This is a genomic window from Natranaeroarchaeum aerophilus (genome assembly GCF_023638055.1).
In the GTDB taxonomy this organism is placed as follows: Archaea; Halobacteriota; Halobacteria; order Halobacteriales; family Natronoarchaeaceae; genus Natranaeroarchaeum; species Natranaeroarchaeum aerophilum.
This window is the reverse complement of sequence record NZ_JAKRVY010000001.1, coordinates 376,129-389,415: the sequence shown is the minus strand read 5'-3', so window position 1 is coordinate 389,415 and position 13,287 is coordinate 376,129. Positions and strand designations below refer to the sequence as shown.

The 13,287-nt window shown below is 61.3% G+C and carries 13 protein-coding genes and 1 pseudogene; 10 read left to right on the top strand and 4 right to left on the bottom strand.

Annotation, left to right across the window (positions count from 1 at the left end; all coding sequences use genetic code 11):
• Window positions 1–119 precede the first annotated feature (119 nt).
• From AArcSt11_RS01870 to AArcSt11_RS01860, 3 genes are all read left to right on the top strand, one after another.
• Window positions 120–1,778: an Hvo_1808 family surface protein gene (locus AArcSt11_RS01870; protein WP_250594046.1), complete on the top strand. Its 1,659-nt coding sequence runs from the start codon at window positions 120–122 to the stop codon at window positions 1,776–1,778.
• A 160-nt stretch (window positions 1,779–1,938) separates the two neighbouring features.
• The gene (locus AArcSt11_RS01865; RefSeq protein ID WP_250594044.1) at window positions 1,939–3,357 is read left to right on the top strand and encodes an Hvo_1808 family surface protein; all 1,419 of its coding nucleotides are present in this window, start codon (window positions 1,939–1,941) and stop codon (window positions 3,355–3,357) included.
• 49 nt (window positions 3,358–3,406) lie between these two features.
• Window positions 3,407–4,555 (top strand): nicotinate phosphoribosyltransferase, encoded by a 1,149-nt coding sequence (locus tag AArcSt11_RS01860; RefSeq protein WP_250594042.1) that lies wholly within the window; start codon window positions 3,407–3,409, stop codon window positions 4,553–4,555.
• Window position 4,556: 1 nt separating this feature from the next.
• Here AArcSt11_RS01860 and AArcSt11_RS01855 read toward each other — a convergent pair whose 3' ends face one another.
• The gene (locus tag AArcSt11_RS01855) at window positions 4,557–5,162 is read right to left on the bottom strand and encodes a TIGR00296 family protein (protein ID WP_238478248.1); all 606 of its coding nucleotides are present in this window, start codon (window positions 5,160–5,162) and stop codon (window positions 4,557–4,559) included.
• Between the two features lie 172 nt (window positions 5,163–5,334).
• Here AArcSt11_RS01855 and AArcSt11_RS01850 point away from each other — a divergent pair, with 172 nt between their 5' ends.
• A complete protein-coding gene (locus AArcSt11_RS01850; protein WP_250594040.1) occupies window positions 5,335–6,177 on the top strand; it encodes a polyprenyl synthetase family protein in 843 nt (280 codons plus the stop codon).
• Window positions 6,178–6,194: 17 nt separating this feature from the next.
• Here AArcSt11_RS01850 and AArcSt11_RS01845 read toward each other — a convergent pair whose 3' ends face one another.
• Window positions 6,195–7,283 carry a DUF373 family protein gene (locus AArcSt11_RS01845; protein WP_250594038.1) on the bottom strand — a complete coding sequence of 363 codons (1,089 nt, stop codon included), beginning with the start codon at window positions 7,281–7,283 and terminating at the stop codon, window positions 6,195–6,197.
• Between the two features lie 111 nt (window positions 7,284–7,394).
• On the opposite strand from AArcSt11_RS01845, the pseudogene AArcSt11_RS01840 reads away from it, so the two are divergent.
• Window positions 7,395–7,697 (top strand): annotated as a pseudogene (locus tag AArcSt11_RS01840) (DUF7342 family protein); the annotation flags it as partial.
• Between the two features lie 96 nt (window positions 7,698–7,793).
• On the opposite strand, the gene AArcSt11_RS01835 reads toward AArcSt11_RS01840, so the two are convergent.
• Complete coding sequence (locus AArcSt11_RS01835; RefSeq protein ID WP_250594034.1) at window positions 7,794–8,039, bottom strand: hypothetical protein; 246 nt, start codon at window positions 8,037–8,039, stop codon at window positions 7,794–7,796.
• Window positions 8,040–8,128: 89 nt separating this feature from the next.
• Between AArcSt11_RS01835 and AArcSt11_RS01830 the strand changes: the two genes are divergently transcribed.
• The 3 genes from AArcSt11_RS01830 (at window position 8,129) to AArcSt11_RS01815 (ending at window position 10,953) form a co-directional block, all read left to right on the top strand.
• Entirely contained in the window at window positions 8,129–9,604 is a 1,476-nt protein-coding gene (locus tag AArcSt11_RS01830) for an RNA-guided endonuclease InsQ/TnpB family protein (RefSeq protein WP_259371226.1), read from the top strand.
• Between the two features lie 151 nt (window positions 9,605–9,755).
• Window positions 9,756–10,451, top strand: a complete 696-nt coding sequence (locus tag AArcSt11_RS16875) for a nucleotidyltransferase domain-containing protein (RefSeq protein ID WP_254714691.1) — start codon at window positions 9,756–9,758, stop codon at window positions 10,449–10,451.
• Window positions 10,444–10,953, top strand: a complete 510-nt coding sequence (locus AArcSt11_RS01815) for a DUF8154 family protein (protein ID WP_250594030.1) — start codon at window positions 10,444–10,446, stop codon at window positions 10,951–10,953. Before AArcSt11_RS16875 ends, AArcSt11_RS01815 begins: the two co-directional genes overlap by 8 nt.
• 95 nt (window positions 10,954–11,048) lie before the next feature.
• On the opposite strand, the gene AArcSt11_RS01810 is transcribed toward AArcSt11_RS01815, so the two are convergent.
• A complete protein-coding gene (locus tag AArcSt11_RS01810; RefSeq protein ID WP_250594028.1) occupies window positions 11,049–11,708 on the bottom strand; it encodes a DUF6517 family protein in 660 nt (219 codons plus the stop codon).
• A gap of 136 nt (window positions 11,709–11,844) precedes the next feature.
• On the opposite strand from AArcSt11_RS01810, the gene AArcSt11_RS01805 reads away from it, so the two are divergent.
• A complete protein-coding gene (locus tag AArcSt11_RS01805; protein WP_250594026.1) occupies window positions 11,845–12,840 on the top strand; it encodes a radical SAM protein in 996 nt (331 codons plus the stop codon).
• A 232-nt stretch (window positions 12,841–13,072) separates the two neighbouring features.
• Entirely contained in the window at window positions 13,073–13,285 is a 213-nt protein-coding gene (locus AArcSt11_RS01800) for a hypothetical protein (RefSeq protein ID WP_250594024.1), read from the top strand.
• The last annotated feature ends 2 nt before the right edge of the window (window positions 13,286–13,287 follow it).

The window sequence follows — 13,287 nt, the reverse complement described above, 5'->3', positions numbered from 1 at the left end:
GCCGGGACGTATAAAATTCAGTCAGACGATCGTCAGACACCCGGCCATGAGCTATACTACCTTCCTTCACAAAAGACCACCATAAATAGTTTTTATGCGCCTGTCACGATACTGTGACCATGCGCCAGCGCCTGGCCGTGTTCATCGCCCTCCTGTTTGCCTGCTCGCTGGTGGCGATGCCCGTCGTCGGAGGAGTCCCGGGAGGTGACACTCCGGACGACACGACTGCCGGCGTCGCTGGCACGCTGCAGCCTGACGATGGCGTGATCCACGAGTGCGCCGCGGAGCCGCCCGAAGATCACGCAGATCCCGAGGAGGACGTGCTGGGCTGGTCGAACGGCTACTGGTACGACGAGCCACTCGATATCAACACGACCGACGGTCTCGACGAGGAGGAACTCGACGCACTGGTCGCACGGACGGAAGCGCGCATCGAGGCGATCCGGTGTCTCCCCTTCGAGAACGAAACTGACGTGGACGTGATCACGCGCGAGGAGTTCGAAGACGAGACGGAAGCGTGGGAGAGCCCCGAAGACGTTCAGCGCTTCGAGGACGTGGTCTACCGGGCGATGTTGCTCGTCGACGAGGAGGATCCACAGGAGGTTCAACAGGAGAATCTCGGGACAGGAGTGGGGGGCTACTACGATCCGGCGACAGAGCAGATCGTCGTGATCGCAGAGGACGAAGCGTCACTGGAGTTCGACGAGACGCTGCTCGCCCACGAACTGGGACACGCCCTGCAGGACCAGCACTTCGATCTGAGCCGCTTTGACGAGCAAACGATCGACGGCTCGCTCGCCGACGAGGGGCTGATCGAGGGTGACGTCGTCTACGTCGAGCAGCTGTACGAGCAGGCCTGTGAGGACGGGGTCTGGGAAGGGACGTGTGTCGAGGTGGCTGACCCCGAACAGCCGACGCCGGACGACCTCGCGAACATCGGACTCTATCTGCTATCCTTCCAGCCCTACAGCGACGGCCCCGCGTTCGTCGACGACGTCTACGAGTACGAGCCCGGCGAGCGCGCGGCGGGAGACTGGGAGCCGGTGGACGAGCTGTACGACGATCCGCCGGGAACGACCGCGGAGATCATCAGTCCGGATCGGTATCCGAACTACGAGTCCACGAACGTGACAGTTCCGGACAACAGTACGGACGAGTGGGAGCAACTGACCGTCGAGGACCGTCCCGACCATGAGACCGTGGGCAAGGCAGGACTGTCAGCGATGTTCGCGTATCCGACGTTCGCTCCGGACGTCGAGGGATCGGTACTCGACCAGAGCGAGTTTCAGGAGAGCGGGACAGCCTTCAGTGCGTTCGAGTACAGACACGAGTACGTGACCGGCTGGAACGGTGACCGACTCCAGCCCTACGAGAACGACGCGGGCGAGACCGGCTACGTCTGGACGACCGAGTGGGAAACCGGGTCGGACGCCCGGACGTTCCGAGTCGGCTACGATCGGCTACTTGACAACGTGTGGGAGATGAACCGCGTCGACGGACAGGCGGGGACCTACGAGTCCGATGACGCATTCGCCGGGGCGTACTACGTCGACCGTGAGGGCGACCGGGTATCGATCGTGCATGCCCCGACGATCGAGCAGCTCGGCGAGCTTGAACCGGACGCCGAATCGACAACGGAGTGGGAGCTTCCGCAGTCGACACCCAGTAACGACGCCGACGACGGCGACGAGATTCCCGGCTTCGGCGTCGGAGTAGCTGTCGTCGGTATTCTGGGAACGCTGTTGGTCGTCCGACGTCGGGCCACGAGAAGCCCATAACGAGGTGTGGAAGTTCCATAAGACGAAGACAGATTCTACACTATCTATAGACACTACAATTTCTACACATTCTACAATTTGCACGCATTGTGCAAAGTGTTCGACCGCATACCCCCTCCGGAGCGAACGGTTTAACAGTCGATAGTTGCTGTATAGGGACGTGAATCGAAGGTTCGTGGCGGTGCTCGTCGTCGGTGTGCTCGTGTTACTCGCCGGCTGTACGGTGCCGACTGCCGACGTCGACGAGGGGCCGCAGCCGCTCGACGACGACGAACTCGGCTACGTGGACGGCCACTGGTACAACGACTCGCTCGACGTCGATACGAGCGATGGGCTGAGTGAGGACGAACTCGACGCCGTCACGAAACGGGCGATGGCACGGATCGAGCACGAGCGGGGGCTGAACTTCGAGCGAACCGTCCCGGTCGAAGTCATCAGTCGTGAGGAGTTCCAGCAGAGCGACACCGCAAGCGGAGAGTACAGTGCGTTCGACGAACAGCTCTGGCGCTCGACGTTCGTCGTCGGCGACGACAGCACCGTCGGCGAGGAGTTCGACGCGCTGTACGGCGCGTCGGTCCAGGGCTACTATACGACCGCCGACGACGGCCGGATCGTCCTCGTGGCCGACGATCCCGACGCAGTTGAGGTCGACCGGGGCACCCTCGTCCACGAACTCACCCACGCGCTCCAGGACCAGCACTTCGGGATCTCTCGGGAGACGACGACCCGTGACGAACGGCTCGGCTGGCTCGGATTGCTCGAAGGTGAAGCCAACTACATGATGGACATCTACGAGGAGCGCTGTGAGGTCGAGTGGGAGTGTATCGACCCAGCGACGAGCGGTGGTGGCGGCAGCCAGCAGTCGTTCAACGAGGGGCTGTATCTGACGATTTTCCACCCCTACTCTGACGGTCCACAGTTCGTCCACGAACTACGCGAGCGCGAGGGCTGGGAAGGGGTAAACGCCGCATACGAGGAGTACCCCGCCAGTACGGCACAGGTGATCGACCCCGACAGGTACCCCGACTCACCCGGTGAAGACGTGGAGATCGACGATCGCAGCGATGGGTCGTGGGAACGACTCGGCGAGGACGAACCGCGGGTCGAGACTGTCGGCGAGGCCGGGCTCTTTGCCGCGCTCTGGTACAACGGTGTGATCGATCAACGACATATCGCCACGGCAAGCGGCGAGTACGCTCGCTACAATTACGCCCATCCGATAACGAACGGCTGGAACGGCGACAGCCTCGTCGTCTACGAGAACGACGACGAGTACGGTCACGTCTTCGAGTCCGAGTGGTCGAGCGCCGACGATGCCGAAGAGTTCGCCGCGGCATACGAGGAGCTGCTGACCGCAAACGCCGCGGAGTCGGTCGATGAGCGGACGTACCAGGTGAGCGAGGACGAGCCGTTCGCAGGGGCGTACCGCGTCGTACAGGACGGGACAACGGTAACCGTCGTCCACGCCCCGACGGTCGAGGAACTGGACGACGTTCACGCTGTCGAGGACCCCGTTCCAGCGTCGATGAGCGCTCCGACACCCGCCGGAACGGCAGCCACCGCCAGCGCGGCATCCTGAACGCGCGCGAACGGACGTTTTTTGCCACCGCTCCCGGAAGGGTACACGCATGAGCGATCAGTTCGGGACGGTTTCCGCTGAGGCGATCAGCGAGGGAACCGCGACCGACGCGTATTTTGATCGGACCGAGCGGACCCTGGAACACGCCGGGAAGAATCCACACGTCGTCGCGGAAGTGACCGCCGACCAGTTCCCGACGGGCCAGTTCGAGCTCTGTACCGGGATCGAAGACGTCGCACGCCTGCTCGACGGCCGAGACGTCGACGTCGACGCGCTCCGCGAGGGGCGGCTGTTCGACGGCGGCCCCGTGATGCGCATCGAGGGGCCGTATCTCGAATTCGCCAGATTCGAGACATCGATACTGGGCTTTCTCTCGCAGGCAAGTGGCTACGCGACGAATGCACTGCGAGCACGTCGGGCCGCCCCCGACTCGCAGGTGCTCTCCTTTGGCGCACGACACGTCCATCCGGCGATCACGCCGCTCGTCGAGCGGGCCGGACTCCTCGCGGGGATGGACGGCATCTCCCACGTCGCCGCCGGGGACGTTCTGGGCCGGGAGGCAGGGGGGACGATGCCCCACGCCCTGATGCTGTGTTTCGGCACGGGTAATCAGGAGGCCGCGTGGATCGCCTTCGACGAGGCGGTCGACGAAGAAGTGCCACGGGTCGCACTCTGCGATACCTTTACCGACGAGGTCGACGAGACGCTCCGGGCCGCCGCGGCGCTCGGCGAGAACCTCGACAGCGTCCGGATCGACACGACGAGTTCACGTCGCGGCGACTTCCGACACATCCTCAAGGAGTTGCGCTGGGAACTGGACGCCATCGGACGTGAGGACGTCGATCTGTTCGTCAGCGGTGGGATCACTCCCGACGCGATGCGGGAGTTACAAGACGTGGCCGACGGCTTCGGCGTCGGGAGCTACGTCACCGACGCCGACCCGCTGGATTTCGCGCTCGATATTGTCTCCATCGACGGCGAGGCTATCTCGAAGCGTGGGAAACTCTCGGGCGTCAAAGAGGTGTATCGGACAACTGACGGCGGTCACCACGTCGGGCTTGCGCGGCGGGACGGGCCGGAGGACGGTGAGCCACTGCTTGAACCGCTGATTCGAGATGGGGAGATCGTGCGGGAGTTCGATCTGGACGATGCCGCTGAACGGGTCGCGGTGGACGCAGAACTCGTTGGCTTCCAGTAGGTCAGGAGAGGTGCTCGACGCTGCCGCCCGGATCGCGCTCGCGGTAGATTTCGCCCTCGAACAGGGTCACCATCACGTCCTCGCGTTGCCACGCCCCCGGTGCCAGACCGGCCTTGCGGCAGGTCCGACCGAGGTACTCCTCTGCTGACCAGCCGTTCTCGACCGGAACAGTGGGGTAGAGCCACGCGCTCGATCCCCCGGCATCGACGACGACGCCGTGTGCCCCGAGCTCCATGTCTTCGAGCGGATCGTCGGTGAGAAGCAGGTTCGTCACCGCACAGACGGAGACGGTGATGTTCGATAGTTCGGCCGGACGGACTTCGGAGCCACAGGAGTCACCGCTCGCGGCCTGAATGGCGGCGTCGACGATGACGTGGCCCAGCTGATCGTTTTCCTGATGTGCGCCGGCACACCCACGCAGGCTCCCCCGCCCGCGGGTCGATTCCAGCCGGACGTAGGCCCCAGTACGTGCGTAAAACGACTCACGCATACTGCCAGGCTGTTCACGCTGTCCGTTCTGGACGTACGCCTCGACGGCCTCCCGTGCCAGTTCGACCGCCCGCGCCCCGTCCTCGTAAGAGAGACTGACGCTCTGTGCCTCGGACATATACCCTATGACGGCGTTGAACGTCTTGAGTCCTTTCCTTCCAGTTGGATTAGCTTACCTGTCGGTATGATGTACATACTCGACGCGTAAACGAAGCATACTGGCAACCGAACTACCCACGGAGTCCACGGATTCGTCACCTACTTGCCCACGGGACCCTAACTCCGCGTCGATGAAGTTTCTGGAGCGCCGACGGGGGCTGGTCGAAGATCGACTGGAGGCGGTGCTCGACGAGGTCGAACCCACAGAGCTGTCCGAGGAGGTCGAACACGTTGCACTCTCGGGAGGAAAACGCGTCCGACCGCTCGTTACGATCCTCGCGTGTGAGGCCGCCGGTGGCGACGCCGAAGACGCCGTCGACTTCGGCGTCGGTATCGAACTCGTTCACAACGCCTCGCTGGTGATCGACGACGTGATCGACCAGTCGGAGATGCGGCGGGGCGTCGAGAGTGCCTGGACCGCCCACGGCTACGGCCCCGCGATCATCGCAAGCGATGGCCTGCTGGGGGAGGCGTTCGAGCTCTTTTCCGACGAGCCCCGAGCGATGCAGGCCGCGACTGAATCGATGATCGAACTGGGTGAGGGCGAGGCGACCGAACTCGTCGCTCAGCCGACAAACGAAGCCGAGTATATGCAACTTGCACGCCGGAAGACCGGCGCACTGTTTCGCGCTGCAGCAGAACTGGGCGCGATCGCGGCCGACGCCGACCCGTTCACCGTCGAAGCCTTCGGCGAGTACGCCGAACGGATGGGCGTTGCGTTCCAGATCCGCGACGACGTGCTCGACGCGACTGCGGACGCCGAGGAACTCGGCAAGCCAACGAATCAGGACGCCGAGATGGAGCGCCCCTCGGTCGTACAGGTGACGGAGCTAACCCCCGACGAGGCGAACGCGCTCGCACGCGAGGAAGCGGACAGGGCGATCGACGCGCTCGAACGCACGGGGACTGCCGACACCGAACCGGGCGAGTACCTCCGCGACCTCGCCGAGTTTGTCGTCGTTCGGGAGCACTGAGCGGCTGCGGTCCGGAGCTACGACGCCGATTCGTCGGCCGTCGGATACCGGGCTTCGGCGATGGCGAACGCGAGCGTACTGCCGATCCCCAGCAGTGTGCCACTCGTGAGCGCCGCAGCGAGGTACGACAGTCCTTCGATTCCGAGTACGTACGCGCTAACGCCATGGAGTACGACTGCGATCGCGAGGACGTAAAACGGAGCGTTGAGATAGCGCCACTCCAGCCCGTCGGCCAGATACTCGTCGGTGATCTGCCCCAGACTCGTCGTGACGCCTGCCGCGGCGAACCACTGGATGGCACCGTAGACGAGCGCGGACAACGTCTCCAGCGCGCCGAGAGCCCCTGGTTCGCCCGCCTGTACGGCTTCGAGCTGGTCAACGCCACTGACGCCACCGATAACGAGCAACACGGCAGCGACGAGATATGTTATCAGTGTTACTCGCCCTGCGTAGAGGCTCCGACGGGCACGTTCGGCCGTGGTATCGAGGTACTCGCCGAGTCCGAGCCCCCGAGAGAGCAGGTAGAGACCCAGCAGACCGGAGGTGACGCCAAGCACGAGTCCGGGGAGATCGAAATAGCTCGCAAGCACTGCCAGTGGATACATTAAGAGCAGAATACCGAGCGGCATCAACAGCGTCCCGCGTGTCTCGGGGTCGTCTAGCACCTGCTTGATCGTGTAGTAGATCGATTCGAGATCCTGTGCCTGTCGAACGACGACCCGCGAGACGCCGTCGACGGTGACTCGCGAACGGATTACCGGGACGACGCTTTCGTCCTGTGCGCCGTCGGTGACGATGAGTGCCCGGATCTCCTCGCGCGTCGAGAGACTCGCGAGGACGGTATCGACTTCCTCGCCGACCTTCCGGTTGGCCGCGACGTCACTCCCGTTTGTTCCCGTGACTGCGGCGACCTCGACTGTCTCGTCAGTGATGGACTCGGCGATATTGAGTCCCTTGAACAGGACGTTGACGTCGCTGTCCTCGGGATCGGCGGTCGCGAGTTCGACTGCAGCCTCGCGGATGTCCTCGCGACCGATCACGGGCGTCGTGACGCCCGTCTTCCGGCCGAGGTCGTCATCGAGGTCGACACAGAGGACGAGCAGCATTCGACCGGTGGTAGAACGGCCCGTAATTTACGTGTTTGGGGACTTCCTCCGAGTATTCGTTGTCGCGGACTACGGGGTTTGTAGTGGCCTCACGACCAGGTGACCACGTGTCAAGCACTCACAGAGGCCATACGCCTTCGGGACAGCGGCCACACCGTCGAAGACCTCATCGAACGGCTCACCGAAATGAACGCTCAGATACGAGGATGGAAGGACGAGTTCGATATCGAGTCACCGAACCAACTTCGCGGGACGATCGTTGACCAGGTACTCGACGTCACCGAAGAGGATCGTCGCCGAGAGATCGCACGTGAGTGGGAACAGCTCCAACGGCGAATCGAAATTGTGAGGTTTGCCATCCGAGAGTGGAACTATCTAGCCCCAGCAACTGAATGTGGTGGGGTCCGGAGGTGACACAGTATCAGTGGAAGCCCACGACTTTAGTCGTGGGTCCAAGCGATAGGCAAAGTTATTCAAACCACGTGAATCACTCAGGCCGTGATTCCCACGTTACTCCGACTCGTCGGTACTCCACCACACAACAGCCCGAGCGCCAACCTCCAACTGACCAACACGCCCCTCGTCATGCAAGTTCCGCAACCGATAATACACAGCTTTCGATGTCACAGGCAACTCCTCAGCCACAAGACCCGCCGTTAACACGGGTGTCTCAGCATCTTCTAACACCGCAAGTACGTCCTCATCCGTGACTTTGGATTCAAACTCACCGCTACTCTTCCGTCCTTGGTCAGTCATTGCGGATACGTACGGTGCAAGCCGTGTTATTCGTTTTCCTCGTAGATAACCGGAACCTTCATATCCGTTTACCTCATAGTAAACGATAGATGACGCGTTGTGATACGTTCGAGGTGAGACCGCTCTCGGACCGTGACGAGTTGCTCCTCCTCGAACTCCTCGACGCGTCAGCAGCCTGCAACAACCAGGTCAACTACGACCGCCGACAAACACTCTTCAAAACGCAACACGACGCGGATTACCGTGTCCCAGTCAGCGAATTGAAATCCACAGTGAAACACGCGGTCACCCAAGAGCAATACCGTCAACAGTATATCCAGCGGCTCAGTTCCAGTACGCCCCAGCAACTCGTCCAGAAGAACTGGGAGCCGTGGAAAGCGTATTTCGCTGTCCTCTCAAAATACCGAGACCCTGACAACCAGAACGTCACAGGTCAACCTTCTCCACCCGGCTACTGGAAAGAAAACGGCAACCGCATGCCGCGAACCGTCATCCGCAACGACCAGTACACCCCTGAACTCGGCGACCGCAGCCGACTCGAAATTCCCGTTGGGATGGAGCTCAAAGAGAAGTACGGGCTTGGATACCACGAACGGTTGCGCTTGGAGGTTGCAGGACACCCCCGGTGGACGGGCAAGCAGGGTCGCCTAGAGATCGTGTACGACAGAGACACCGAAACGTTCACTGCATATCGAACCGTCGGCGACGGGGACAACTCTCCACGCCGACGAGACTCTATTGAATCATCACTGGCCACTACTGGCAGCGGCGAAGAGGTAGTGGCAGCGGTGGACATCGGTGCGAACAACCTCGCCGCCGTCACGACCAGTCAAGGCGACCACCGTCTGTACCACGGGAGGCCCGCATTCCACACGTTCCACACTCACACCAAACGAATCGCCGAGTTACAATCAAAACTTGGAGACGACGACTGGTCAAGCAAACAGATTCGGCGCGTCTACCACAAGCGCGGTGAACAACGCAACCATGCCATGGACGCCTTGATTCGAGACCTCGGCGAGTGGCTCGCCGAGCTAGGTGTTACAGAACTCATCGTCGGCGCGTTGAGCGGTGTGAGGGAGAAACACTGGTCCACCACTGTCAACGAGAAGACGCACCTGTTCTGGGCCCATGGACGCTTCCGACGACGACTCGACGAGGTTCTGGATTTCGAGTACGGTATACCCGTCACTGAGAAGTCGGAGGCTGGTACGTCGTCTACGTGCCCAGCGTGTGAGAGTGTAGATGTGCATCGGTGTGGTGATTTACTTCAATGCCACTCGTGTGGTTGTGAGGGTCATTCGGATGTTGCAGGATCGGCGAATTTCCTGCGAAAACACGCTAGTGAGCGTATAGCGATTCAAACAAGTGGGTCGATGGCTCGGCCCGTGGCCGCCCGAGAGAACACGACGGCGGATGGACACTACAGTCAGGTACCATGCCTTGAGTGGGACGACTCTGAGTGGACGGTGAAACACTCTGGTCTATCGACCAAAGAGGCACCCGCGAACCAGAGTACCAGTAGCGAGACTGGGAACGTTGCCCCCGGTGTTTCAGACGACTGAATCACGCGTCGGCGGAGGGGAAGCCCACGAGTTTACTCGTGGGAGGACGTCACGGACCTCGGTCTCCGTAGTCCGTTCCTGGTAGAGGAATACTTAGGCCTGTCCCGACTCATATATAATATTTATATAGTAGTGGTCCGTGATACGGCACATGAACCGTGAGACGAATGGTTCGAATTCGCCCGGGGCAGCTATTTCTCTTTCAATACCCCCTTCAGATCCGGCTTTATTCAAACACAAGGCGACGAGCGATGTCCTACTCTTTTTAACAAATCACCGGTTCAGTGACTTCTCACTCCGAGAACTCGCGACACAGATCGGTCATTCACACCAGTCAGTCCGACGGGCAGTAAACCTTCTCAGCGCGAACGACCTGGTCGTCGAATCGCCTGAAAGCAATCAGCGTCTCGTCCAGATCAACAGACAGCGTCTGTCAATTCCAGACGATCCGATTCTTCGGATTCCCCAATCGGAGTATCACCAACCGGTCAAAGCTGCGGCCACGAAGCTCCGTGAGAACATCAATGACGTCGTAGGCATCGTTCTGTATGGGAGTGTGGCTCGGGGTGAGGCTGACCGACGGAGCGATATCGATCTCTGGGTACTAACCCGGTCTGGGCGAGCAGAAAGCCAACGAGAAGCGAATGCCATTGCCCGTGACCTCGAAGACAGGGAGTTCGATGGTGACCGATATGCCTACGATATCGATGTTGAGGCCGTCCAGGCGATCCCGGCGTACACTGAAGACATCCGGGAGATCGTCGTTTCGGGGATTCCGGTCTACAAGACGAGTGATTTCGAAACCGTCGAGAAGCTCCTCCTGGAGGAAGGGGTCACTGATGAGTAACGGTTCGGACCCGGCTGCTGTGCTCACAGCACTCGACCGCGCACAGGATGCCTTCGAGATGGTCGGACGCGGTCGGACAGCGTTCGAGGACGGAATCAGTGCCGACGAAGACTGGAAGACACAGCTGACGAAAGCATGCCGTCTCCTCGAGGTCGTAGACACGCTTCAGTCAGAGGATGGGTACTACACGGCCGTCATCGAGGTCTGTTTCGGCGCGATTGAACGGTCGATCGAGGCGTACGCCCTCGCGATGACGAACAATACGCTTCAGGACTTTCGGGACCACCAGTTCAGCTACGAGCGTGCTCACCAGATCGGGCTGTTAGAAGGGGAGACTGCAGCGGCAATGAAGGACCTCTACAGCGAGAACCGGACAGAGAGTTATTACGGCGGCGGGCGTCCAACCCAGAAACAGGCGGAAGCAATGACTGACCTCGCTACCGCCGTCCATCGGTTCACAGCGAACCAGATCCGAGAAGGCGGCGTCTGCCTGTGTGACTGACTACACTCGATACTGCACGCTATATACAAAAAAAAAATACCCCGGCGGAACGGATATCATTGACCACCCTTTGCGGACCGTATCCGAATATGCCCCTATCCGTCATGCTCGACGCCGTCGTACAGCGTCCGAACAGCGTTGCCCTCGCCCGGGATCTCGTCGGGGTGGACCGCCAGGCCGAGCAGGAAGTCGCCGCCGTGATCGACAGCCCCGGAGACGTGGAGGTTGAGATCGATCATCACGCCGCTACCAGTGATGTCCGCACGACCCTCGTACTCGGTGATCGTCGGCTCCGCGCCGAGCATCGGCGTCGTGTACTCGCCGGTCCGTTGCAGGTTTTCGAGGCCCTCGTAGCGGTCCTGGACCATCCCGACGATCCGGTCGGTGTCCCAGCGATCGATCGGGTTGACTGATCGGCCCGCTATCTCGAACTTGGGCGTCGAGAAGACGCTGAAGACCGCACCCTGGAACCGCTGGATGGGTTCGAGATCGACGGCACGGTCGTACTGGCTGTGCCAGTTGGTGAGTCGGACCGTCCGGCTCTGTCCGCCGATCTCGAAGGTCTCTTCGATCGGGGCCTCCTCGATCTCGTGTTCGCCGTAGCCGGTGCTATCGAGCGCGCTCTGTGAGACACTGCCGGGCGACGACGAGAATTCGAGATCCTCATCGCCGGTCACGAATCCCAGACAGCCGGCGAGACCACCGGTGAGCGCAACACCGGAGGCAGCAAGTAGACGCCGTCGTTGCGAGTTCATCGGCAGGATGGAGGTCCCCGACGTATGAATACTCTGTGGCCCGACAGCACCGTGGTAACCGGCCGCAAACGCCGCGTTCGGGCCGGATTCCGATCCGGACGCTTTTTCAGGACCCGCCACATACAGGGACTAACGAATGATCTCGAAGGGCTGCGAGCAGTGCGCAAAAGGGGGGAAGATGGTCATGTTCGTCTACGGCTACTGTGACCAGCGCGACTGCTTTTACTGCCCGCTCGGGGAGAATCGCAAGAACGTCACGGACGTCTACGCCAACGAGCGGAAAGTCGAATCCGACGAGGACGTCCTGGAAGAGGCCCACCGGATGGACGCGCTTGGCACCTCGATCACCGGCGGGGAGCCCCAGGAGGCGATGGACCGGACCTGCCACTATCTCGAACTCCTGAAAGAGGAGTTCGGCGAGGACCACCACACCCACCTCTACACCGGCATCACGGGCGGGCGGGAGAACATGCGCCGCCTCTCGGAGGCAGGTCTCGACGAGATTCGGTTCCACCCCCCATACGAGCAGTGGGGCGACCTCCACGGCACCGAGTGGGAGGAAATCCTCTACATCGCCCGCGAGGAGGGGATGACGCCCGCCTTCGAGATTCCCGGGATCCGCGCCGAGACCGAGTTCCTGGACTTCCTGGACGAGGGCGCAGCCGACTTCTGTAACGTCAACGAGTTCGAGATGAGCGATGGCAACTACCGCCGGATGCAAGAGCAGGGCTACGAACTCAAAGACGGCCACATGAGCGCCGTCGACGGCGACCGCGAGGAGATCCTCGATATCATGGGCGATCACGAGAAGGTCTACTTCTGTACCAGCGTCTTCAAGGACGCCGCCCAGCACCGCCGACGGCTCAAGCGCATGGCAAAGAACATCCGCCGGGAGTTCGACGAGATCACCGACGACGGCACGATCGTCTACGGGAAAACGTGGGCCACCGAGCAGCGACTTGACGATCTGGGGGTCCCAGAAGAGTTCTACACGGTCAAATCCGATCACGTCGAGATCGCGTGGTGGCTCCTCGAAGAGATGGTCGAGGACGGCGACCTAAACAAAGGCGAGATTGTCGAGCAGTACCCGACGGTGAACGGAACAGTGGTCGAACGGACGCCGCTGGCGTGACACTGCGAGCGGAGCGAGCAGCCTTTTTGGCCCACCGGAAGACTCGCTTCACTCGACTTCCGAGCCTTGCTGCTCCGCTCAGCAAGACAGATGTTTGCGATGAGCGGTGGCCGAGCGAAGCGAAGCCATCCCGAACCCAGTGGATTGTGCTCGATACGTTTATGCTAGACGGCCACGGCGAAAGATCGCCGCATAAGAACAGCATAAATACTCCCGAGGGGAACGAGAATCCATGAGTACGCCGGAGGCGGCAGTCAGCGAGCTGAGCGAAAAGGGACTCGATGCGCACCCGTCGCCAGGAGGCGGATGGCCGGTGATCGTGAACGTCGACAACGCCGGTGAGGCTGAGATGGCGTTTGGTGACCGCTATCGGATCGTCGACGAGTTCAAAACCTCGGACGGAGTGACGGTGTACTACGATATCGTACCGACAGGCGGCGACTGATC

Excerpts from the sequence above, each read along its gene's own strand:
- AArcSt11_RS01870 (WP_250594046.1), top strand. The coding sequence starts at position 120 with ATGCGCCAGCGCCTGGCCGTGTTCATCGCCCTCCTGTTTGCCTGCTCG.
- AArcSt11_RS01860 (WP_250594042.1), top strand. The coding sequence starts at position 3,407 with ATGAGCGATCAGTTCGGGACGGTTTCCGCTGAGGCGATCAGCGAGGGA.
- AArcSt11_RS01855 (WP_238478248.1), bottom strand. The coding sequence starts at position 5,162 with ATGTCCGAGGCACAGAGCGTCAGTCTCTCTTACGAGGACGGGGCGCGG.
- AArcSt11_RS01850 (WP_250594040.1), top strand. The coding sequence starts at position 5,335 with ATGAAGTTTCTGGAGCGCCGACGGGGGCTGGTCGAAGATCGACTGGAG.
- AArcSt11_RS01845 (WP_250594038.1), bottom strand. The coding sequence starts at position 7,283 with ATGCTGCTCGTCCTCTGTGTCGACCTCGATGACGACCTCGGCCGGAAG.
- AArcSt11_RS01835 (WP_250594034.1), bottom strand. The coding sequence starts at position 8,039 with ATGACTGACCAAGGACGGAAGAGTAGCGGTGAGTTTGAATCCAAAGTC.
- AArcSt11_RS01830 (WP_259371226.1), top strand. The coding sequence starts at position 8,129 with ATGACGCGTTGTGATACGTTCGAGGTGAGACCGCTCTCGGACCGTGAC.
- AArcSt11_RS16875 (WP_254714691.1), top strand. The coding sequence starts at position 9,756 with ATGAACCGTGAGACGAATGGTTCGAATTCGCCCGGGGCAGCTATTTCT.
- AArcSt11_RS01815 (WP_250594030.1), top strand. The coding sequence starts at position 10,444 with ATGAGTAACGGTTCGGACCCGGCTGCTGTGCTCACAGCACTCGACCGC.
- AArcSt11_RS01810 (WP_250594028.1), bottom strand. The coding sequence starts at position 11,708 with ATGAACTCGCAACGACGGCGTCTACTTGCTGCCTCCGGTGTTGCGCTC.
- AArcSt11_RS01805 (WP_250594026.1), top strand. The coding sequence starts at position 11,845 with ATGATCTCGAAGGGCTGCGAGCAGTGCGCAAAAGGGGGGAAGATGGTC.
- AArcSt11_RS01800 (WP_250594024.1), top strand. The coding sequence starts at position 13,073 with ATGAGTACGCCGGAGGCGGCAGTCAGCGAGCTGAGCGAAAAGGGACTC.